Here is a 17,658-nt window from a genome sequence, read left to right as displayed (position 1 = left end):
CGCTACGAGAAGACCGCGACCATCTACCTCGCCGGACTCCACATCGCGGGCATCTTCCTCTGGTCAGCGCGGTGATCCAAACGAAACTGCCTAGTCGTGGGTGACCCGCTGCGGGACGCCGGGCATCATCGGCAGCACCGGCTGGGACCGGTCCAGGGCCTGGATCTGCGACTTCTCGTCGACACAGAACACCAAGGCCCGCTCGGGCGGGTCCAGACAGAGGCCGACCACGTCGTGCGCCTTGTCGACGAAGCACGGGTCCGTCGACAGCTTGAACGTCTCGGTGCGGTGTGGCTGCAGGCCGAAGGCCCGCCAGATCCGCGACACGGTCGACTGCGACAGACCCATCTCCGTGGCCATCGCCCGCGTCGACCAGTGCGTAACGTTCTTCGGCGCGGTCTCCAGTGTCCGCTTCACCACCGCGGCGACCTGCTCGTCGGTGACCGTCCGGGGCCCGCCGGACCGCGGCATGTCACCCAGCCCGGCGATCCGGTGTTCAACGAACCGCTTTCGCCAGCGGCCCACCGCATGGGGTGTCGAACCGAGCTGTGCGGCCACGTCCGTGTTGGACGCGCCGGTCGCGCAGGCCAGGATGATCCGGCACCGCAAAGCCCACGCCTGCGGGGTAAGGCGCCGCACCCACCCCTCCAGCGCAGCCCGCTCCTCATCCGACAGGATCAACTCGGCCTTCGGCCGCCCAGTACGCGCCACCAGGCGACCCTACACATCTGAATAGAATTCCTGACTCAGAAGACTAGTACTGCAACGGTGCTTGTCGTGACTGGTGGCCAGGTTGGTCGTTGGTGTGGTTGTGGGTGGGGACCTTGCTGATGTCAGGTTGTGGGCGGGTGAACTGGAGGCCGTGCACCGTTTCAGCAGGTCGGAGCCCCGGAACTCCGCACTGGCTTATATGCGGGGCCTGATCGCTCCGCTGCAGCGGAAGAACGGCTGGACGCTGGCGGAGGAAGCCGGCCCCGCGGGCCCGGACCGCATCCACCGGATGCTGAACCGGATCGAGTGGGACGCCGACGAGGTCCTCGACGACGTGCGCCGGTACGTGGCCGACAATCTCGGCGACCCGGACGCGGTCCTCGTCGTGGACGACACGGGCTTTTTGAAGAAGGGGGCTCGGTCGGCAGGAGTGCAGCGGCAGTACTCCGGCACCGCTGGGCGGACGGAGAACTGCCAGGTCGGCGTCTTCCTCGCCTATGCCACCGACCGTGGGCGGACGCTGATCGACCGGCGTCTGTATCTGCTCACCTCGTGGACCGACGACCGGGAAAGATGCCACCGGGCCGGCATCGGCGACGAGGTCGCCTCCGAAACCATGGCCAAGGCGATGGTCCGCCGCGCTATCGCGGACAAGATCCCGTTCCGGTGGGTGACCGCGGATGCCGCCTACGGCTTCTCCAAGGGCTGGCGGTCCGAGCTGGAGCGGGCGGACGTCTTCCACGTCATGGCCACCCCCCGCCACGACACCGTGGTCACCCGCTGGGCGATCGACCACCCCGTCCACGACCTGTTCAACGGCCTTGCCCGGCAGAAATGGAAACGTCGTTCCTGCGGCAGCGGGGCTCACGGCCCGCGGATCTACGACTGAGCACGCGTCGAAGTCAGACCGTGGCACCGGCCCGACCGCCGCCACTGGGTGATCGCCCGCCGCAGCGTCGCACCGCCCGCAGGAGATCTCCTACTACATCGCCTACTGCCCCGCCGGCACCACACTGAAAGACCTGATCCGCATCGCGGGCAGCCGGTGGGCCATCGAAGAGTGCTTCCAGAGCGCCAAGCAGGAATGCGGACTGGACGACTACCCGGTCCGCCGCTACCCCGGATGGCACCGCCACATGACCCTCGCCATGGCCGCCCACGCCTGCCTGACCGTCCTGCGAGCCCGAGAGCTGGATGCCGGGAAAGCAGAAACGGATCCTCCCAGCTCATCCACCTCAGCCCCGCCGAGATACGACGGCTGATCACCCGCCTCACCAGCCGCCGGCCCACACCCGTCGAGCACATCCCGCACTGATCGACCTGGCGCCGCCGACGACAACACCAGGCCCGCACCAGCCACTACAAACGACCCGGACACATCCCCAGACCTGGCCACCAGCCACGACAAGCACCGTTGCAGTACTAGGACCGCAGACGAGATCCTCGAACGACTCGCCTCATATCTGAACAGAGTTCCCGACTCAGAGAACGCCTGACGACGGGGACGGGCAGCGCGGCCCGGGGCGGCGTCCGCCTCGTGGTGGGGTCAGGTCGCGGTGACGGTTTTGATGATCCCTCTGGCGTGGGCGAGGGCTGCCCGCGATTCGGGAAGTTGTGGCAGGCCGACGAAGACGTGGAAGGCGTCGGGGTAGAGGTTGATCTCGGCATTGGTGCCGGTGGTCTTGGCCTTGGCGACCATCTTCTTGGCGTCGGGGCACAGAATGTCGCGTTCGCCGTGGAAGACGGAGATCCGGGGCAGGGCACGCAGGCTGTCGTTGACCGGGCTGAGCCAGGGGTGTTGCAGGGGGCGGTCGCCGGCCCAGCGGCTCATGGCCCATCGCGCTCCTTCGCTGCCGAGCATGGGGTCTCGCGGCTCGATGGCTGGGATGTCGGGGTTGGTCAGGGTCGCGTCTGCACAGGGCGAGAACAGCAGGACCGCGCCGGGAAGAGGACGGTGGTCGTCCCGGGCGCGGATGGTGAGCGCCATGGTGAGGGCGCCGCCGGCTGAGTCGCCCGCGGTGATCAGCGGCAATCCGGATTCGGTCAGGCTGTCGTAGAGCTTGTGGAGCTTGGGGTAGGTCTCGTCGCCGGTGTGCTCGGGGGCGAGCGCGTACAGAGGGACAGTCACGCGCAGCGGGGTGGTCAGCCCCAGGTTTCCGATGATGTGCCAGTGCGGTGTGACCAGCGGGTGCACGTACGCGCCGCCGTGCGTGTAGAGCAGCTCCCCCTCGGGGTCAACACCCTTCGGGGTGAGCGTGATGACCGGCATGCCCTCGATGCTGCTCCGGCGGACGTTGTACGCCCTGAGGAGGGTGCGCGGCACCTCCGCGTTGGGGCGGTCACGGTCGATCTCCGCGGCGATCGCATCGGCCGAGGCGAGAGGCTTCGGTCGCAGCCGTAGGGCCTGCACCATCGCTTTCATCAGCAGAGACACTGTGCCTCCTTCTCGTTCACGGACTTACACCTGGACAGGTCACTTGCCACACGCTTTTTCGAGGCGCTCACCTCACGGGCGGAACGACAACAGCCACTGAGCTGAGCGGAGGCACTGTTGTTCACTGGTCGGTGGTGAGGCCGAGAACGATGCCGCGGACGACGGCTTCGCGGACGGCTTCGGGGTCGTCGTGGAGCGGCGACTGAGTGATCGCGCCGACGTGCGCGGTGATGACGGCCCGGGTGAAGGCTGCCGGGGAGTCCAGCGGTCGACGGCCGGTGAGCTCCAGGGCGTGCATCAGCAGTGGCTGGAGGTGCCGGCGAAGCTGCTCGGCGTGTTCGCGCAGTACGGCCGCGACCTCTGGCCGGTGCTGGGCCTGACCTGCGAAACTCGTGCGGATCGCGACCCACTGCGGGTCCATGGGCAGCGCCCGCAACACCGTGGCCACGACGGGCTCCAGGGAAAAGCGAGACTCGCCGGGAGGCGGCGTGTCGGCGGCCAGCGCCTCCAGCCGCTGCTGAACCTCGGCGTTGCGCTGTTCGTACAAGGCGAAGAAGACGTCGTCGACGGTCTTGAAGTTGGAGTAGAACGCGCCGCGGGTGAACCCTGCGCGTTCACAGATCGCCCCGATGCTGACGTTGGTGGTGCCGTGCTCGGCGAACAGGTCGGCGGCCGCGGCGATCAGCTGCGCGCGGGTCGCCTTGCGCTGGCGGGGCGGTCGGGCGGATGCGGGGGCGGTCGGGTGATTCATCGGGCCATCCTCTCCTTCGGCGGCTGCGAGCCTGACTCCTGGCTGAGGGGCGAGCCGCTGTGCAGGTAGTCGTGCACGGAGGTGACCGGGCTGAGGGTCAGGTCGGTGAGGATGTGGCTGGCGGAGACGACCTCGAGCACCGGCAGATCGGCCAGAGGGGCCATCGCGTGCTCGAACAGCTGCAGGCGGGCGGGCCCGGTCCAGGCTTCCTTGACCACGATGTCGGTGATCTCGGTGCGCACCAGGTCCGAGGCGCGCAACTGCCCGGTGAACACGTTGGGCACCTGCTTGAGCGCGAAGGTGGGAACCGTGATCTCCGCCCGGGCCGCATCGAGGTCGAGGGGCTGCCACTTGTAGGGCATGGTCGCGGTGGCCACCCGCTGTCCGCCGCGGTCCAGGGTGCCGACCAGCGCACCGGTGTCGGTGAACAGTGCCGGGCTGCCGGCCACCTTGGGGTAGGCGCTCAGCTCGCGGCCCGCGGCCGTGGCGGCGAAGCTGTCCAGATACATGGCGTGCAGGTACTCGCCCGCCTCGCCGTCGAACCCCACGGCGATCGCCTGGCCGCACTCCAGGTAGGGGCCGTAGCCCTCGACGTCACCCATTTTCATCACTTCGAACCGCACCAGCGGCTCTGGCACGCCCAGCGGCTCGGGCACCACCGTGCGCAGGGCGTCGGGGTCGGTGCGGTAGACGATGTTGAAGTACTCCCGGTCGGTGAACCGGGTCGCCCGCACCGGATAGACCGGCACTCCCAGCGGCGTGAGCGCCTGACGCGCCACCTCGGACTCGCGCACTGCTCCACTCTCCTTGCGATACAAAACGTATTGAGTACAGTTTGCATCGAGTTTGCGTGTCGGGCAACCCGCCCGACCGAACGCGCACAAGGGAGTCCCGTGATGACCCACACTTCTCGCCAGACCGCCGCTCGCCCGGTCGCGGTGATCGGCGCAGGCACCCTCGGCCGCCGCATCGCGATGATGTTCGCCTCCGACGGTGGGCTGGTGCGCCTGTACGATCTGTCTGCCGACGTCCGGACCGCGGCCCTGAACTACGTCACCGCAGAGCTGCCGCAGGTGGTCGCCGCCCGCCCCGGCGCCACCGAAGGCCGGGTGGTCGGCGTCGACACGTTGGAGGCCGCGCTGGCCGATGCGTGGCTGGTCGTCGAGGCGGTGCCCGAGCGGCTGGAGCTCAAGCGCACCCTGTTCGCCGATCTGGACCGGATCGCCCCGGCCGACACGATCCTGGCCAGCAACTCCTCCTCCTACGCCTCCCGCCTGTTCGTCGACCGAGTGGAGCACAAGGAGCGGGTGCTGAACATGCACTTCTACATGCCGCCGGCGCAGAACGCGGTCGACCTGATGAGCGATGGGGCCACCGACCCCGCGATCATTGAGCGGCTCAAGAACGAGCTGCCGCGCTACGGAGTGCACCCCTTCGAGGCCCGCCGGGAAAGCACCGGCTTCATCTTCAACCGGGTCTGGGCCGCGATCAAGCGCGAGGCGCTGGAGGTCGTGGCCGAAGGGGTGACCACGCCGGAGGAATTCGACGCGATGTTCCAGGTGAACACCGGCGCAAAGGTCGGGGTGTTCCGAATGATGGACCAGGTCGGCCTGGACGTCGTCCTCGACATCGAAAACCACTACGCCGCGGAGAATCCGCACCTGCCCGAAGGGCCCCGCCGACTGCTCCACGAGTACGTCGACACCGGCCGCCTCGGCGTGAAGACCGGCTGCGGCTTCTACGACGACTACGCCACCGCAGCGAGCAACGCCTGACACACCGTCCGCATCACGTCGGGCCTCACTACTCGCACCCGCCGACCAACTCGCCGGCGACAGCGATGCGGGAGATGCCGGGGCCGTGATCGACGCCATTGTCCTGCAGCCACTGGCCGACGGCGTGCTCGACGCCCTTTCCGATCTGGAACTTGTAGGCGATCGCGTCGATCACTTCGCGATGGTCTCGCCAGCGGTCTCCCCGCTTCGGCGTCCGGTCCGGGAGCAACGGCTCTATCCGCGCCCACTGCGCATCAGCCAACGGCACACCCGGACCAACGACCGGCTGATCCAAACGAAACTGCCTAGTTCAGAGAAGGCTTCCTCACGTCCCGCCGACCCCGCGACCGCCCCGAGACCCCCACCGCCCTGCCGCAGAAGGTCGGTTACCGCGCAGGTTCGCATGCCGAGGACATCGCGTGTACCACCTGTTGGCGGATGGCCTCCCGCACGCCTTCGCCGCCGCCGTACGGCTCGGCTGGGCCGCCGGCCGTCCGACGATGCTGTGGCTGGGCTTCACCCAGTTCGTCGTCGCCTCCGCCACCTCCGCCGCCTTCGCCCTGGCCGCGCTGTGATGAACCGCCTCTTATCGAGGGGTACAGGCGTGTTCGAACTGGTCAGGGCAGTGGTTTGGCTCTGTTGGTTGGTTTCGAGAACGTCTGTTGATCAGGGGCAGGAACGCTCCCTTCCTCCGGGAAGACATGTTGCCGAGATCTGGGAACCCCTACGTGCTTGTGTCAGGGACGTGGTTGTGCTCGGCCCGGGGCACGCTGATGTGACCTCCCAGCTGTCCCCCTGGTAACCCGTTCGCGTGACACGTTCCCGGCCGCGTACGTTCCGCCTATGACCAGGACAACGCCGGACAGGCCGGTCGCCGTGGAGGCCGTGTTCCCGGAGCTTGCGGCGTACCGAGGGCGGACGACCCGCCTGCACCTGCGGCCGGGGCGGCCCGGGCGGCACGACAGCCATGTCAGCGGGCCGCTGCTGTGGCCCAGCGACGAGTCGTGGCCGTTCTGCCGCGAGCCGCACGAGCCCAAGACGGAGGGATACGCACCGGATGAGATCCGCGCTGCCCGGGCCGCGGGCGTGTCACCTCAAAGCCGCCCGTCGCCCGGTGCCGGCAGCCCGGGGCAGGGCGGTCCGGTGCCGTTCGTGGGGCTCGCTCAGTTCTTCGGCCGGGACGTTCCTGGCCTTGCCGCCGGTCCCGGCGGCGCTGACCTTGTGCAGCTTTTCCGCTGCCCCTTCACGCACGGCCCTCACCTCGAGCGCCGATACCTCCTGCAGTGGAGGCTGGCCGCGCAGACGGAGCGCGCGGACCGCTTCCTTGCTGCCGCGCCTGAAGTGCCGTTGCTCCGGTGGGAGCACGAACTCCCAGAACCCTGTGTCCTGCACCCCGAGGAGGTGGACACCTATCCGTGGGCGGAGGACGACACACGCTGCCTGCGGATCTGATCGCCCGCATCGACGCCTGGGATGACGCCCAGACGGTGGAAGGCGGCCGCGACGCACCGAACTACCAGGGCGCTCTCTCGATCCCGCCCGGCTGGCGGGTCGGCGGCTTTCCCAACTGGGCGTCCACGGGCCCGATGGACATAGCCTGCGCGTCCTGTCGGGCCCCGATGCGGCTCCTGCTGACGGCCGGGAGGCGGCGAGATGGACCCCGACTCCCACAGCTGGATGCCGCTCGAAGACCGCAATCTGTCCCGGCAAGGTAGGGCCTCGATCTGGGGCGACCAGTCCGTCGCCGAACCCGACTCCGCTTCGGCCGTGACCGAGACCTGCACGTCTTCACCTGCCCGTCCGACCCGGGACACCCTCCCCAATGGGTGCTCTCTTGATCCGCTCCAGGGACGACAGATTGGGCCGGTGCGCACCGCTGCGAGCCGCCGGCGCTGTTTCTGGATCTCGTTGACATTCCCCAAAACAGCCAGGCGCGACCGTTCGAGGAGCGCCGAATCCGCGCCAGCGTCGAAGCATTCTTCGCACGGGCGGCCCGTTGAGCGCGACCGGCAGGTAAAAGGGCGTCGGCGCCGGAATCAGTGCTCCGGTCTCTTTAGGCCTACGTACTTTCGTCCAGCGCATCCCCAACGGCCTCGGCGCCGCCACCCAGAAGACCTCCGACTACTGGAAGACTCGACAGGTCGACGCCCTGAGCGTGAGCGGGGGCGGTCGTGAGGAGCGGGGCGAGCGCGGTCACGCCCAGGATGCTGAGGCGGGCACCCCATCGACGGCCCGCGCCGACGTGACGGACCGGAGTGCTTGCCCTGGGAGGAGTGGGCAGGGACATTTCGAGCCTTTCGGATCAGGGCGTGGGCTGTCCGGACCGCACGCCGTGCGGGGAATCTCGGTCAGATCACATTGAGCAGACCGGTCAGGCTGGACAGCGACGGATGGTTGGCCTGATCCGCAGCCGAGCACTGGCGGACGTTGTCACCTTGGTTGTGGGTGTAATAGGTCGGGGACAGGACCGCGGCCGCCCCGTAGCTGCTGTTGCGGCAGTCGGTCTCCGGCTTGGACTCGTGATGGTTGTCGTTACCCGACGCCTGCGCCGTACCGGCGCCGCCGGCCAGCACTCCCAATGCCAGCGTCGCCGCCGCGGTCATACCGCGTACCTTGCTGTTCATCAGACACTCCTTCGATTGGCTTGTTGGTCCATACGGGCTAACGGCACCGCACGCGGGAAGACACGACTCCGCAGGGTGAACTCCGCCTGCTGGTCCGGCCACAGCCGCGGGATGTGCCCGCGAAGTGGAGGAACGCCTGCTCGGCCCCGAGCAGGTGAAATCCGAGGTCAAGTTGGTCCAGGGCCAGTGGGTCACCGTCGCGGTAACCCTGTGGCTGCGCCCGGAGAAACCCCCTGCGGCTTCCGGCAGCGTCGGATCAGCGGCTGGTGAGTTCGCGTAGGCGGTCCGCCAGGCGGCGGCCGGGTCGGCCCAGCAGGCCGTCGTCGTACTGGTCGGCGAGGCGGTCGACCTCTTCCAGCAGGCCGTGGAGGGGGAACGTCCGGTGTGCGCCGGAGCGGGCGCGATGCCCGGCGAAGTTGGCCAGCACCTCGATCAGCATCGTCCGCTCCTCCTCGTCCAGGCCGATGTCCTCCGAGTCGGCCAGGGAGCCTTCGACTGAGCTGACCCCGGTTTCGTGGAGTCCCTGAAGCCAGGCTTATGATCCTGGCCCGAAGGAGAACCACGAGCAGTGCCAGCACCACGCAAGTACCCGGACGAGCTCCGTGAGCGTGCCGTCCGCGAGGTCCGCACCACCGGCCGTCCGGTCGCGCATGTCGCGAAGGACCTGGGCATCCACAAGGAGGCTCTGCGCGGCTGGGTCCGCCAGGCCGAGGCGGACAGCGGCGAACGCGACGACCGGCTGACCAGCGCCGAGCATGCCGAGTTGAAGCAGCTCCGCAAGGAGGTAGCGGGATCATCACCCACGCGGGTGAGATGCCCCGAGGCTCGTAGAGTCCGGCGATTTTATTTCAGGCGGACTGTGGGGTGGCTTCCGACGTGCGGCGCGCCGTATCCGCAGGTCAGCGCGCCCTTCGTCGCGGCTTCAAGGGCGCGTTCGGCAGTTCCGGCGCGGGCAGCGGTGCCCCGTCGTAGCCGTGCACCTCGCCGAAGCGGTTCCCCTTCATCCAGTCCTCGCGAGCCTGCACGATCTCCTCGTGTGACCGTCCGATGAAGTTCCACCACATGATGATCTCCTCCTCGAACGGCGGCCCGCCGAGCAGGACCGTGCGGGACGGTTCGGGAGAGTCGTTGCGGAGGGTCAGGGTGTCGGTGCCGGGGGGTACGTAGCCCAGTTCGGCGGGGTGCAGCGCGGTGTCGTTCAGGTGCGGTCCGCCCTGGTCGACCAGGAGGCCGTGCTCGAAGGCAGGGTCGACGGGCAGAGTGACCGTGGTGTGCGGGGCGAGGGTGACTTCGGCGCCGAGGAGGGGCGTGAAGGTCCGTACCGGTGACACGGAACCGGCCAGGGAACCGAGGAAGACGCTGACCTTCGCGCCGTCGATGTGCACGGGTTCGGGCGCGTAGTGCTGGAAGTCCCGGTCGGTGTCGCGGTGTTGGGACGGGAGGGCCACCCACAGCTGGACGCCGTGCAGGACGGTGGTCCGCGGGGTGGACACCTCCGAGTGGCAGATGCCGTGGCCGCCGGTCATGAGGTTGAGCTCGCCGGGGCGGACGTAGGCGTGGGTGCCGAGGCTGTCGCGGTGTTCGATCTCCCCGCTGAACAGCCAGCTGACCGTCTGCAGACCGATGTGGGGGTGGGGCGCGACGTCCATGCCGCCGGTGCGGGCCACGTCGTCGGGGCCGTAGTGGTCGGCGAAGCACCAGGCGCCGATCAGGGACCGGGCCCGCTGCGGCAGGGTGCGGCGGACCGTCATGGCCCGCGGGCCGCCCAGGGGGACGTCGCGCGGGGCGAGGACGTCGACCCGGCCTTCCTCCGGCCGCCGGGCGTCGTCCTTCGTGGGTCCGCAGCGAGTCCGTGCGGGTTCCGTCTCGACGTTGCTCATCGATGACCACCTCCGCCCCTCATGCTACTTTCACCTTCAATCACTTGCCCGCTCCGCCCTGGCGGCGGCCCCCAGGGAGTCCGAGTTGAGCAGCCGTGTCTTCATCGACAAGCAGAGCCCCGAGGCGTACCGGGCGCTGGTACGGACGTCGGAGGCGGTCCGGGCGGTCGCCGACGACGCGGGTCTTGACCGGACCCTGGTGGAGCTGGTCAACCTGCGAGTGTCGCAGATCAACGGCTGCGCCTTCTGTCTGCACGTCCACACCCGCGCGGCACTGCGCGCGGGTGAGACGACGCAGCGGCTCGGCGTACTGGCCGCCTGGCGGGAGGCCGGGCTGTTCGACGACGTGGAACGCGCGGCACTCGGGCTCGCGGAGGCCACCACCGCGCCGGCCGACCTCCCCGCGCAGGAGGCCGCCTACGCCGCGGCCCGCGCGGTCCTCACCGACGCGCAGATATCGGCGGTGATCTGGATCGCGGTGACCATCAACGCGTTCAACCGGGTCTCCGTCATGAGCCGGCATCCGGTGCCGCCGGAGCGGTGACCGCGTCCGCCGCCGTCGTCAGTACGTCGGCCAGTTCGGCGCCCAGTTCCGGGGTGGCGGCGACGATGCCCGACCAGCGACGGGTCAGGTCGGTGTCGAAGACCAGGGGGCGGCCCCGGGTGTCGAGGACCACTCCCCCGGCGCGCGGCACCATGACGGCCGCCGCCGCCAGGTCCACCAGCCGGTGGGTGTCCGAGCAGGCATCGGCGAAGGCGTCGGTGGCGCCCTCGGCGACCAGCGCGGCCTCCAGGCAGGTGGTGGACAGGATGCGGACCCGGGCGGCGCGGGAGGCGGCGGCCCACCAGGCGGCGGCCGGGCCGGGCTCGGCCGTGTGCGGGCGGAGCAAGGACAGTGCCGCACCGGACAGTTCCCGGCGTCCGGAGGTGCGGTACGGCACCGGCTGGTCGCGGTGGGCCCACCAGGCGCGGCCGGTGTCGAGCCACACCGTGTACGCCTCGGTGAACTCGCCGTCGACCGCCACAGCGGCGGCGAACGCGGTCAGCGGAACCCCGGCGGCGCCGTTGGCGGAACCGTCGAGGGGGTCGATGACCAGGGACACGGCGCTGCCGTGGTCGAGCCAGCCGCTCTCCTCGGACAGGATGTTGACGCCGTGCGGGCGCAGAGCGTCGATCACCGCGTCCTCGACCAGGCGGTCGATGCGCAGGGTGGGGGTGCCGTCGGCGCCGGTCGCCACGGCCTCGGCGAGGGTGGCACGGTCGTGCGCGGCGCGGGCTGCCGTGTAGGCGTCGAGGGCGGCGCGCGCGGCGGCGGTGAGGGCCGGGTGGACGGCCGGATCGGTGGTGGCAGTGATGGTGTGTGTCGTCATGGTGGTCACCGTCCTGGGGGGTGCTGGGGAGCCTGGGGGCCGGGCGACGGAGACCGGGGCGCCGTCGCCGTCCCGGGACTCCTCCGCGAGCAGGGTCGTAGGTACGGTGGGCAGGTCACCGTCGGCAGTGACGACGACCGGGTCGGCGCGGAGCCCCGGGAGGCGGGCCGCCCCGTCAGTGGGCCCGGCGGGGCGGGCGGCGCCCGAGGTGAGCTGGGCCACGGCCGAGTGCAGTGGTATCACGCCGTGCGTGCGCCGCGCGGCCCAGGGCCGCGGCGAGGGGTCGGGCCGCCTCCCTTTCGCCTGCTGCGGCTTCGGCCTCCGTCCGGCCGTCGGCGCGGCCACGTCGTGCGGAGCGGGTGTGCGCCCGTCACGTGATCGCCGGCGCGCGGCGGCTCGGCCAGCAGATCGCGGGCCGAGCCGCGCTTGAGGGGCTCACGGCGACGCGGGGCGGCCACCCGCGGAACCCGAGCGGGGATGCCGCGAGCCGTCGGCACGACTGCCGTCGGCGGGGCCGGCCGCGGCAGTGTGGGGCGGGGCCGGCTGTCCGGCCCGCTCCGGGCCGCGGGGTGGGCCGGGACATCGGTGGACGGGCGGCGTCAGTCGACCGGCCAGGTGTGCACCGGGGCGTTGAGGTGCATGTAGTCGATGTACTGCAGGGTCATCCGCCGCAGCGCCTCGTGGCGGTCGCAGTGGGCCGAGGCGCGGATGTGGTGGAACATCTCCTTCTGCCACGTCGCCCCATTGCGGCCCGTGACACACCGCTGCTCGATGACGCCGAGCAGCGGCTCGCGCCAGGCCGCGTCCATGCCGGAGAGTCCGAGACCGTGGTGGGCCAGGGGCAGCAGCCGGCGCAGGACGAGTTCGGCGACGGGCACCTCGCCCGTTCCGGGCCAGTACAGCCGTGCCTCGATGCCGTGCCGGGCCGCGGCGTGCAGGTTCTCCTCCGCCGCCGCGAAGGACATCCGGGACCACACCGGGCGTTCCTCCTCGACCAGGGCGCGGGTGAGCCCGTAGTAGAAGGCGCCGTTGGCGAGAGTGTCGGCGACGGTCGGGCCGGCCGGCAGGACCCGGTTCTCCACGCGTACGTGCGGGCGGTCGCCGGCGACGGCGTAGACGGGACGGTTCCAGCGGTAGATGGTGCCGTTGTGCAGGGTGAGTTCGCCGAGTTCGGGGATGTCGCCGCGGTCGAGTGTCTCGGTGGGGCTCTGCTCGTCGCACAGCGGGAGCAGGGCCGGGAAGTAGCGCAGGTTCTCCTCGAAGAGGTCGAAGACGCTGGTGATCCAGCGTTCCCCGAACCAGACGCGGGGGCGGACACCCTGCACCTTGATCTCCTCGGGGCGGGTGTCGGTGGCCTGCTCGAAGAGGGGGACACGGGTCTCGTGCCAGAGTTCCTTGCCGAAGAGGAAGGGCGAGTTGGCGGCCAGCGCGACCTGGACGCCGGCGATCGCCTGGGCCGCGTTCCAGTAGCCGGCGAACTCGTCCGGTGACACCTGGAGGTGGAACTGCGTGCTGGTGCAGGCCGCCTCCGGGGTGATGGTGTCCGCGTAGGTGCGCAGCCGGTCGTCTCCGTCCACCTCGATGCGCAGGTCCTCGCCGCGGGCCGCGAAGATCTGGTCGTTGAGCAGGCGGTAGCGCGGGTTCTCCGACAGGGCGGCGTCGCCGGCGTCCTCCTGGCGGAGGGTGGGGAGGATGCCGGTCATGATCAGCTGGGTGCCGACCGACCTGGCCCGCTCGTCGGCGTGGTTCAGCGCGGCCCGGATCTCGGTCTCCCAGGCGTCGGGACCGCCCGCCGTCAGACTGCGCGGCGGGATGTTGACCTCCAGGTTGAAGCGGCCCAGCTCGGTGTCCCAGGCCGGGTCAGCGATCGCCTCCAGCGCGTCGCTGTTGCGCATCGCGGGCTCGCCCTCGGCGTCGACCAGGTTCAGTTCGATCTCCAGCCCCACCTGGGGCCGCCCCGACTCGAACCGTGACTCGCGCAGCATCTGGGCGAACGCGTCGAGGCACTCCTGCATCTTGATGCGGTAGCGGCGGCGGTCCTCTCGGGTGAAGACCAGAGCCGGAACGTCCCGTCCCATCGGCTTCCTCCCGGGTTCTCCTCCCAGCGTCGCACCGCCGGACGACTCCCACCAGACGGGACGGGCCCGCCTGTGGACCGTCGGCCCTGTCCAGGGCCGGTGCCGTACGCCGTCCGGGTGACCGGCGGCGCGGGGCCGCCGGCGTACGCGTCCGGGACTCCAGGGCATCGTGGGCGCTTCTCGGGGCACTCTCACTGCCGGAGACACCGGGCATGAACGGTGGGGATCGGAGGCTGCCATGCTGTCGTACCGTCTGGAGCACGAGGTGCTGGTCATCACGGTGGAGCGGGACCCCGGGATCGGTGGCCGGGCCGGCCTGGCGAGCCGGATCACGGATCTGGTCGACGCCCACCGGCCGAGCCCGGTGGTCGTCGTCATCGACGACCGGGCGGCGGGCGGCGCGGCGGTCAGTGCCGTGCTCCGGGCCCATCAGTTCTGCGCCCGGCTCGGCATCCTCATGTCCGTGGTCACCCACAGCGCGCCGCTGCGCCGTCTGCTGGAGGCCGACGGCGGCACCCGTGGGCCGCGGCTGGTGGTGCACGCCCGCACGGACACGGCGATCGCCGGCAGCTTCGCCGCGGCGGCCTGATGTGTCGAGCGCCATCCCGCGTCGTCAGCGGCGCGCGAAGGACAGTACCGCGAGGAGCGTGGCGGGCCGGCGGGTGGAGAGGTAGAGGTAGGGCGCGGGGCGGTCCGGGTCGTCGAGTTCGATGCGCACGGCGGTCGGGACATAGCCGCGCAGCAGCATCGCCGCGGACACGTCGGCCCGCCGGGTGCGCCACAGGAACGCCTCCTCGGCGTCCAGGATCTCCACCATGCCGAGGGAGGTCAGGGGGTAGCGCAGCGAGCCCGCCGTGAGGTGACCGCCCGTCACCACGATGGCGGCGGAGCCGTAGGCGTACAGCCCCAGGGCCGTCAGGGCGACGGTGACCACGAGGCCGCCGAGCGCGGCGGCGGGTCCGAACGGCAGCAGGAGGGTGGCGGTCATCGCGCCCGGCAGGGCGCTGAGCCAGAACCAGGTGCCGGATACGGCGAGGCGTTCTTCGTACAGACGCATGCCCACCACCTTGTCAGGCCGTGACCGCCGGACGTTGTCGGGGACCCCGGCCGCGGGGGTGGCGTCGGGCGGCGGGGCGGGGTCGGCGGCGGAGAGCCGGGAGGCGACGGCTTCGCGCCGGCGGCGGCGCCGCACCCGCCGTGGCACCGTGGCGTGCATGACCCTCGACGTACGCCCCGCCTCGGACTTCGAGGACATGCGGGCCCTGCTCGGCCCGAAGTCGCCGGGCGCCACCGTCTGCTGGTGCCTGAGCCACCGTGTCCCGTCCAGGCTCGACAACGAGCTGCGGGGCCCGGCGCGCGCGGAGTACGCCGCCGGGCTGTGCCGGGCCGATCCGCCGCCCGGGGTGCTGGCGTACGACGGTGACGAACCGGTCGGCTGGGCCGCCGTCGCCCCGCGGTCGGCCACCTCCTTCGCCCGCAGCCGCACGATCCCGCACGTCGACGACCTGCCGGTCTGGTCGCTGTGGTGCGTCCGGGTACGCCCCGGGCACCGCAAGAAGGGCGTTTCGCACGCGCTCATCGCCGGTGCCGTGGACTTCGCCCGCTCCCACGGTGCCCCGGTGATCGAGGCGTATCCCCTCGACAACGGTGACGCCAGGGTCGACATGACGATGGCGTACGCGGGGATCCGCAAGAACTTCGAACGCGCCGGGTTCACCCACGCCGCCGACACCACCTCGGTGCTGGCCGGCCATTCCCGCGTGCTGATGCGGCTGGACCTGCGGGACTGACCGCACCGGGGTGTCCGCCGGGCCGCCGCCGTCAGCGCGTGTCCGCCCCTTAGGCCGTCGCCGTCCCCGGCGTCGGTGTGGACGTGGGCGCTGCCATGCGCTCGTCGTAGCCGGTGGCGGGGTCGACGACGCGGCCCGCGGCCCACCAGTTCTCGCGCGCCGTCTCGATCACGGTCATCAGGATGTCCTCCTCGGGGACTCCGGGGCACTGGCGCAGGTTGTCGACGACGGCCGCGAAGAGCGCCGTCTTCTGCTCGGCGGGGCGGTGGTTGAAGGAGAACTGGAGGAACATGGCGCGTTCCCCGCGCGGCAGGCCGAAGGCCACCGGCTGCATGTGGAAGTTGCCGGGGTCGACTTCGTGGAAGACGTGGAACTGGTCGTCCTCGGGGATTCCCAGCACGTCGATCATGGCCCGGTGGATGCCGAGGGAGACGTCCCGCCGGTACTGGGGAGTCGTTCCCTTGCGCAGATACACGTTGGTCAGAGGCATGTCCGTCACGCTACGAGCGCGCCGGGCATTCCGCCAACGAATGGTTCGCATGCCTCCTATGCTGTCTGCTCATGGTGATCCCATGGAAATGACACTGGTCGGGCTGCGGGTGCTGCGCGAGGTGGCGGAGCGGGGCACGTTCACGGCGGCGGCCGACGCGCTGGGGTACACACAGTCGGCCGTCTCCCGGCAGGTGGCGGGGCTGGAACAGGCGGCCGGTGTCCGGCTCTTCGACCGCCACCCCGGTGGTGTGCGGCTGACCGGCCCCGGGCGCGCGCTGCTGCGGCACGCCGTCGTCGCGCTGGACGCGGTGGCCGCGGCCGACGAGGAGTTGCACGGCGCGGCGGCCGACGACGGCGTCGTCCGCCTCGGTTTCTTCCCTCCCGCCGGGCCGGTGGTCGTGGCCGGGGCGCTGGCCGCGCTGCGCCGGGACCACCCCCGGGTCCGGGTGACGACGCGTGAGGGCACGACCCCGTCGCTGGTGCGTGCGTTGCGCGCGGGCACCCTGGATCTCGCCGTGCTGTCCTCCCGGCCACCGCACCGCTCCCCCGACACGGAGGACCCGCCGCTGCGGGCCGAGCCGCTGCTCCGGACGCGGCTGGCCGTGGCGGTGCCGGCGGACGGCCCGCTCGGCGCACGCGGCCACGTCACCGCCGAGGAGATCGCGCGGGAGCCGTGGATCGCCGGACCGGGCAGCGCGGACGAACCCCTGCTGGGCGTCTGGCCCGGGCTGCCCGGACGCCCGGCGGTCCGCCATACCGCCCGGGACTGGCTGACCAGGCTCCATCTCGTCGCCGCCGGGGCCGGGGTCACCACGGCGACCCCGGCGCTTCTTCCGGTCCTGCCCTCCGGGGTACGCCTGGTGGACGTGGCGGGCGTCGCCGAAGAGGTACGGCGGGTCAGCCTGGTACGGATGCCGGGTGCCGTCGCGGCGCCGGCCCAGGCCCTGGCGGCCGCCCTGCGGCGACAGGCCGCCGGGCTGAGCGGCTGAGCGCCGTCCCTGGTCGCGTCCGGCGCGCGGGCCGGACGTCCGCAGTGGGTAGGGGCCGGCTGTGGGCCGGGGCCCGTTGTGGGCCGAGTCTCCGGCGCAGGCCGACTGTTTCCAGGGCCAGGTATCCGGTGCAGTACAGGCAAGGAAGCCGGTGCAGGCCCCAACCTCCGGTGCAGGCCAGGAATCCGGCGCAGGCCGACTGGTTCCGGGGCCAGGTATCCGGTGCAGTACAGGCAAGGAAGCCGGTGCAGGCCCCAACCTCCGGCGCAGGCCAGGAATCCGGCGCACGCCGGATGTCCGGTGCCTCGCGCGTGGCGCCGGTGGGACGGTCACCGGATGTCCCCCTGCCAGTCGAACCGCCGGCCGTCCGCCGGCCGGGGCGCGTACACGGCCCGTCCCCCGGGGCCGTAGCGGCCTATCTCCGTCGGCAGCGCGACGCTCTCCGGCACGCCGGTCCCGAACGTGCCGGTGACGTCCAGGAGCAGACCGTCCAGCGGGCCGCCCACCAGTTGCGCGTAGGCACGACCGGTCCGGGGCCCCGGGTCCCCGTGCTCGGCTCCGTAGACCCGGCCGCGCATGAACTCCGCCTCATCCATGACGTCCAGCCTCGCATCCGGCACTGACATCGCCGCCTTCCTCGCTCCCGGTCCCGCGCCCCCGCCCCGCGCCTTCGCGCCCCCCGCCACCGCGCCCGCCGCCGCCCCGAAGGGCTGGCCCCGCAGGGCAGTTGTGGTTAGCCTTGCCTAAGTTTGTGGGTCCGGCGT

General features: G+C 71.0%; 19 protein-coding genes and 3 pseudogenes. 9 read left to right on the top strand and 13 right to left on the bottom strand.

Annotated elements, in window-relative coordinates; translation table 11 throughout:
• Window positions 1–93: 93 nt before the first annotated feature.
• Window positions 94–711: pseudogene (locus ACZ3IG_RS35355) on the bottom strand (IS630 family transposase); the annotation flags it as partial.
• Window positions 712–811: 100 nt separating this feature from the next.
• Between ACZ3IG_RS35355 and ACZ3IG_RS35350 the strand changes: the two are divergent.
• Window positions 812–1,973: pseudogene (locus tag ACZ3IG_RS35350) on the top strand (IS701 family transposase).
• Between the two features lie 284 nt (window positions 1,974–2,257).
• On the opposite strand, the gene ACZ3IG_RS35345 reads toward ACZ3IG_RS35350, so the two are convergent.
• From ACZ3IG_RS35345 to ACZ3IG_RS35335, 3 genes are all read right to left on the bottom strand, one after another.
• Complete coding sequence (locus ACZ3IG_RS35345; protein ID WP_467437292.1) at window positions 2,258–3,145, bottom strand: alpha/beta hydrolase fold domain-containing protein; 888 nt, start codon at window positions 3,143–3,145, stop codon at window positions 2,258–2,260.
• Window positions 3,146–3,266: 121 nt separating this feature from the next.
• On the bottom strand, window positions 3,267–3,896 hold the full coding sequence (locus ACZ3IG_RS35340) for a TetR/AcrR family transcriptional regulator (RefSeq protein WP_467437291.1): 630 nt from the start codon (window positions 3,894–3,896) through the stop codon (window positions 3,267–3,269).
• The gene (locus ACZ3IG_RS35335) at window positions 3,893–4,690 is read right to left on the bottom strand and encodes an acetoacetate decarboxylase (protein ID WP_467437290.1); all 798 of its coding nucleotides are present in this window, start codon (window positions 4,688–4,690) and stop codon (window positions 3,893–3,895) included. Before ACZ3IG_RS35335 ends, ACZ3IG_RS35340 begins: the two co-directional genes overlap by 4 nt.
• Window positions 4,691–4,792: 102 nt before the next feature.
• Between ACZ3IG_RS35335 and ACZ3IG_RS35330 the strand changes: the two genes are divergently transcribed.
• Window positions 4,793–5,671 carry a 3-hydroxyacyl-CoA dehydrogenase family protein gene (locus tag ACZ3IG_RS35330; protein ID WP_467437288.1) on the top strand — a complete coding sequence of 293 codons (879 nt, stop codon included), beginning with the start codon at window positions 4,793–4,795 and terminating at the stop codon, window positions 5,669–5,671.
• Between the two features lie 28 nt (window positions 5,672–5,699).
• Here ACZ3IG_RS35330 and ACZ3IG_RS35325 read toward each other — a convergent pair whose 3' ends face one another.
• Window positions 5,700–5,939, bottom strand: coding sequence for a transposase (locus ACZ3IG_RS35325; RefSeq protein ID WP_467437295.1), 240 nt, complete (start codon window positions 5,937–5,939; stop codon window positions 5,700–5,702).
• 151 nt (window positions 5,940–6,090) lie between these two features.
• On the opposite strand from ACZ3IG_RS35325, the gene ACZ3IG_RS35320 reads away from it, so the two are divergent.
• Window positions 6,091–6,246 carry a hypothetical protein gene (locus tag ACZ3IG_RS35320; protein ID WP_467437287.1) on the top strand — a complete coding sequence of 52 codons (156 nt, stop codon included), beginning with the start codon at window positions 6,091–6,093 and terminating at the stop codon, window positions 6,244–6,246.
• Between the two features lie 268 nt (window positions 6,247–6,514).
• Window positions 6,515–7,123, top strand: a complete 609-nt coding sequence (locus tag ACZ3IG_RS35315) for a hypothetical protein (protein WP_467437285.1) — start codon at window positions 6,515–6,517, stop codon at window positions 7,121–7,123.
• Window positions 7,124–8,019: 896 nt separating this feature from the next.
• Here ACZ3IG_RS35315 and ACZ3IG_RS35310 read toward each other — a convergent pair.
• Both ACZ3IG_RS35310 and ACZ3IG_RS35305 read right to left on the bottom strand, forming a co-directional pair.
• Window positions 8,020–8,295: a hypothetical protein gene (locus ACZ3IG_RS35310; protein WP_467437284.1), complete on the bottom strand. Its 276-nt coding sequence runs from the start codon at window positions 8,293–8,295 to the stop codon at window positions 8,020–8,022.
• A gap of 256 nt (window positions 8,296–8,551) precedes the next feature.
• Window positions 8,552–8,734, bottom strand: coding sequence for a hypothetical protein (locus ACZ3IG_RS35305; protein WP_467437283.1), 183 nt, complete (start codon window positions 8,732–8,734; stop codon window positions 8,552–8,554).
• Between the two features lie 129 nt (window positions 8,735–8,863).
• On the opposite strand from ACZ3IG_RS35305, the pseudogene ACZ3IG_RS35300 reads away from it, so the two are divergent.
• A pseudogene (locus ACZ3IG_RS35300) lies at window positions 8,864–9,025 on the top strand (transposase); the annotation flags it as partial.
• A gap of 169 nt (window positions 9,026–9,194) precedes the next feature.
• Here ACZ3IG_RS35300 and ACZ3IG_RS35295 read toward each other — a convergent pair.
• Window positions 9,195–10,175 (bottom strand): pirin family protein, encoded by a 981-nt coding sequence (locus ACZ3IG_RS35295; protein ID WP_467437281.1) that lies wholly within the window; start codon window positions 10,173–10,175, stop codon window positions 9,195–9,197.
• Between the two features lie 85 nt (window positions 10,176–10,260).
• Between ACZ3IG_RS35295 and ACZ3IG_RS35290 the strand changes: the two genes are divergently transcribed.
• Window positions 10,261–10,719 (top strand): carboxymuconolactone decarboxylase family protein, encoded by a 459-nt coding sequence (locus ACZ3IG_RS35290; RefSeq protein ID WP_467437280.1) that lies wholly within the window; start codon window positions 10,261–10,263, stop codon window positions 10,717–10,719.
• Here the strand turns inward: ACZ3IG_RS35290 and ACZ3IG_RS35285 are convergent.
• Both ACZ3IG_RS35285 and ACZ3IG_RS35280 read right to left on the bottom strand, forming a co-directional pair.
• Window positions 10,685–11,788, bottom strand: coding sequence for an inositol monophosphatase family protein (locus tag ACZ3IG_RS35285; RefSeq protein ID WP_467437279.1), 1,104 nt, complete (start codon window positions 11,786–11,788; stop codon window positions 10,685–10,687). The two genes, ACZ3IG_RS35290 and ACZ3IG_RS35285, sit on opposite strands and share 35 nt — an antisense overlap.
• A 356-nt stretch (window positions 11,789–12,144) precedes the next feature.
• Window positions 12,145–13,623 (bottom strand): glutamate-cysteine ligase family protein, encoded by a 1,479-nt coding sequence (locus ACZ3IG_RS35280; RefSeq protein ID WP_467437277.1) that lies wholly within the window; start codon window positions 13,621–13,623, stop codon window positions 12,145–12,147.
• A gap of 238 nt (window positions 13,624–13,861) precedes the next feature.
• Here ACZ3IG_RS35280 and ACZ3IG_RS35275 point away from each other — a divergent pair, with 238 nt between their 5' ends.
• Window positions 13,862–14,212: a hypothetical protein gene (locus ACZ3IG_RS35275; protein WP_467437276.1), complete on the top strand. Its 351-nt coding sequence runs from the start codon at window positions 13,862–13,864 to the stop codon at window positions 14,210–14,212.
• Window positions 14,213–14,236: 24 nt separating this feature from the next.
• Here ACZ3IG_RS35275 and ACZ3IG_RS35270 read toward each other — a convergent pair whose 3' ends face one another.
• Entirely contained in the window at window positions 14,237–14,839 is a 603-nt protein-coding gene (locus ACZ3IG_RS35270; protein WP_467437275.1) for a DUF3093 domain-containing protein, read from the bottom strand.
• On the opposite strand from ACZ3IG_RS35270, the gene ACZ3IG_RS35265 reads away from it, so the two are divergent.
• On the top strand, window positions 14,838–15,413 hold the full coding sequence (locus ACZ3IG_RS35265; RefSeq protein WP_467437273.1) for a GNAT family N-acetyltransferase: 576 nt from the start codon (window positions 14,838–14,840) through the stop codon (window positions 15,411–15,413). The two genes, ACZ3IG_RS35270 and ACZ3IG_RS35265, sit on opposite strands and share 2 nt — an antisense overlap.
• A 49-nt stretch (window positions 15,414–15,462) precedes the next feature.
• Here the strand turns inward: ACZ3IG_RS35265 and ACZ3IG_RS35260 are convergent, their stop codons facing one another.
• A complete protein-coding gene (locus ACZ3IG_RS35260; protein ID WP_467437272.1) occupies window positions 15,463–15,903 on the bottom strand; it encodes a tautomerase family protein in 441 nt (146 codons plus the stop codon).
• An 82-nt stretch (window positions 15,904–15,985) separates the two neighbouring features.
• Between ACZ3IG_RS35260 and ACZ3IG_RS35255 the strand changes: the two genes are divergently transcribed.
• The gene (locus ACZ3IG_RS35255) at window positions 15,986–16,894 is read left to right on the top strand and encodes a LysR family transcriptional regulator (protein ID WP_467437271.1); all 909 of its coding nucleotides are present in this window, start codon (window positions 15,986–15,988) and stop codon (window positions 16,892–16,894) included.
• Window positions 16,895–17,223: 329 nt separating this feature from the next.
• On the opposite strand, the gene ACZ3IG_RS35250 is transcribed toward ACZ3IG_RS35255, so the two are convergent.
• On the bottom strand, window positions 17,224–17,490 hold the full coding sequence (locus tag ACZ3IG_RS35250) for a hypothetical protein (protein ID WP_467437269.1): 267 nt from the start codon (window positions 17,488–17,490) through the stop codon (window positions 17,224–17,226).
• Between the last annotated feature and the right edge of the window lie 168 nt (window positions 17,491–17,658).

The organism is Streptomyces sp. NPDC016677 (assembly GCF_055562815.1).
Note: the sequence above shows the minus strand (reverse complement) of the source record. Positions and strands in the feature narration are given on the sequence as shown.

Bases quoted from the DNA above. Each gene is read 5' to 3' on its own strand.
- ACZ3IG_RS35315 (WP_467437285.1), top strand. From the start codon at position 6,515: ATGACCAGGACAACGCCGGACAGGCCGGTCGCCGTGGAGGCCGTGTTC.
- ACZ3IG_RS35270 (WP_467437275.1), bottom strand. From the start codon at position 14,839: ATGCACGCCACGGTGCCACGGCGGGTGCGGCGCCGCCGCCGGCGCGAA.
- ACZ3IG_RS35280 (WP_467437277.1), bottom strand. From the start codon at position 13,623: ATGGGACGGGACGTTCCGGCTCTGGTCTTCACCCGAGAGGACCGCCGC.
- ACZ3IG_RS35260 (WP_467437272.1), bottom strand. From the start codon at position 15,903: ATGCCTCTGACCAACGTGTATCTGCGCAAGGGAACGACTCCCCAGTAC.
- ACZ3IG_RS35255 (WP_467437271.1), top strand. From the start codon at position 15,986: ATGGAAATGACACTGGTCGGGCTGCGGGTGCTGCGCGAGGTGGCGGAG.
- ACZ3IG_RS35265 (WP_467437273.1), top strand. From the start codon at position 14,838: ATGACCCTCGACGTACGCCCCGCCTCGGACTTCGAGGACATGCGGGCC.
- ACZ3IG_RS35305 (WP_467437283.1), bottom strand. From the start codon at position 8,734: ATGCTGATCGAGGTGCTGGCCAACTTCGCCGGGCATCGCGCCCGCTCC.
- ACZ3IG_RS35295 (WP_467437281.1), bottom strand. From the start codon at position 10,175: ATGAGCAACGTCGAGACGGAACCCGCACGGACTCGCTGCGGACCCACG.
- ACZ3IG_RS35310 (WP_467437284.1), bottom strand. From the start codon at position 8,295: ATGAACAGCAAGGTACGCGGTATGACCGCGGCGGCGACGCTGGCATTG.
- ACZ3IG_RS35275 (WP_467437276.1), top strand. From the start codon at position 13,862: ATGCTGTCGTACCGTCTGGAGCACGAGGTGCTGGTCATCACGGTGGAG.
- ACZ3IG_RS35340 (WP_467437291.1), bottom strand. From the start codon at position 3,896: ATGAATCACCCGACCGCCCCCGCATCCGCCCGACCGCCCCGCCAGCGC.
- ACZ3IG_RS35250 (WP_467437269.1), bottom strand. From the start codon at position 17,490: ATGGATGAGGCGGAGTTCATGCGCGGCCGGGTCTACGGAGCCGAGCAC.
- ACZ3IG_RS35330 (WP_467437288.1), top strand. From the start codon at position 4,793: ATGACCCACACTTCTCGCCAGACCGCCGCTCGCCCGGTCGCGGTGATC.